General features: G+C 65.4%; 1 protein-coding gene. It reads left to right on the top strand.

The window, feature by feature from the left end; translation table 11 throughout:
* Nucleotides 1-1,430, top strand: a 1,430-nt coding sequence (locus ABT342_RS38075; protein WP_351584199.1) for a hypothetical protein, incomplete at its 5' end; no start/stop codon positions are given.
* Nucleotides 1,431-1,529: the final 99 nt, after the last annotated feature.

The following is a 1,529-nucleotide window of genomic DNA, read 5'->3' as shown; positions in this document are numbered from 1 at the left end:
CGCTTCACCTTTCACACGGCAGGCACGAAACCAGTGCCCAGGTCAGAGGAGTCCGCACGGTGATAGACCTTGAGCTGAAGGTCAACCAGGTCTGGCATCAGGACGTTCGCCCCTTGGTAGCCGAGGCTTATCGCTGCTACACGACCGGGTCGGCGCGCGCGTGCATTGTCCTGACGTGGACCGCGGTGTGCGCAGACCTGATCCACAAGCTGGACCAGTTGGCGGAGGACGGCGAGGGCGAAGCCAAGCAGCTCGTGCAGAGAGTCGTCGGTGCCCAGGAGAAGGTGGACGGTGGGGCCGTTCGCACGATGCAGGACATGGAGAACTCGCTTTTGGATCTAGCCGAGAAGCTCGAGCTGGTCGACTTCGTGCAGAAGCGTGAGCTGGAGCGACTGAAAGAAGATCGCAACCTGGCGGACCACCCCTCTCTGCGTCCGATGGGCGAGCTGTTCACCCCCACGATCGAGTACGCCCGGGCCCACTTGGCCTCCGCGGTCGAGGCGCTGCTGATTCATCCGCCGAGCCAGGGACGAAAGGCCCTCGAGCGCTTTTGCGAGCACGTGGGGGAGCCTGCCTTCGTCGGGACAGCTGACCTGGTCACGCAGAACTTCTTCGATCGGGTGAAGTCGGGAACCCGCCGGAGCATCGTGTCGCTCGCGGCGAAGCACGCCCTGTTGGAGCTTGAGGTTCCCGACCAGCCGCTCAGCAAGGTGGTGATGGCCGACCGCTACGCCACGTGTCTGCGGGCGTTCGCCGAGCGGGACCGCTCCGTGGTCCAGCAGGCAATCTCCGCCCAGATCGGCCGGCTCGCGCAGCAGCCCGCCGACAGGCAGCTCAGGGCCCTGGTCCGGCTTGGGGACCTCGACGTCGTGTGGGACAAGATCGACGGTCCCATGCGCACGCAGATCAACGCCTATGTGCAGCAGATTCCCGTACCGGACGTGTATCAGCCGCTGGCCGCGGACCAGATCGGCGCCCTGGGGCTCGTGGAGCTGGAGAAGATCCGAACGACGCTTCCCGCGCTGGAGGAGAAGTTCAAGAGCCTGTCGTTCGTCCAGCAGGCCACCGTCATCGCGCAGCGTCCCGGACCCTATGTCGCCGGATACGTCGCGGACATCCTCAAGAAGGCCGGCAGCTTCCGGATGGCCGAGACCGTGGCCCACAACACCGTGCCGGGCTGCGCACCTTTCTTCACTTCCGAACAGCTGGGCAAGGTCCTGGGTGCTTGGGCCGAGAACATCGAGTGCCGGGAGGCCGTGGGGATGCTGGAGCTTGCGGTGACATTCTACTCGACCGCCCCTGCGCCGCTTCGCAACGACGGAGCCTGGCGAACGTTCCTCGACCGCGTGCGCGAGCTGGAAGAGGAGGAGAGCTACTTCCGGTACACGGAGCTGGAGGCGGCCATCGAGGCGGGGAAGAAGGCGTCATGACACCACTGGGCCCTCCCCCAGGCTGGCTCCTGCCGATACCGTAGGGGCATGGCCAGGGAAATCCGTATCGAGGTCGACGACGAGACCTACGAGCAGCTG

The organism is Streptomyces sp. NPDC000410, assembly GCF_040300305.1.
Taxonomy (GTDB): domain Bacteria; phylum Actinomycetota; class Actinomycetes; order Streptomycetales; family Streptomycetaceae; genus Streptomyces.
Note: the sequence above shows the minus strand (reverse complement) of the source record. Positions and strands in the feature narration are given on the sequence as shown.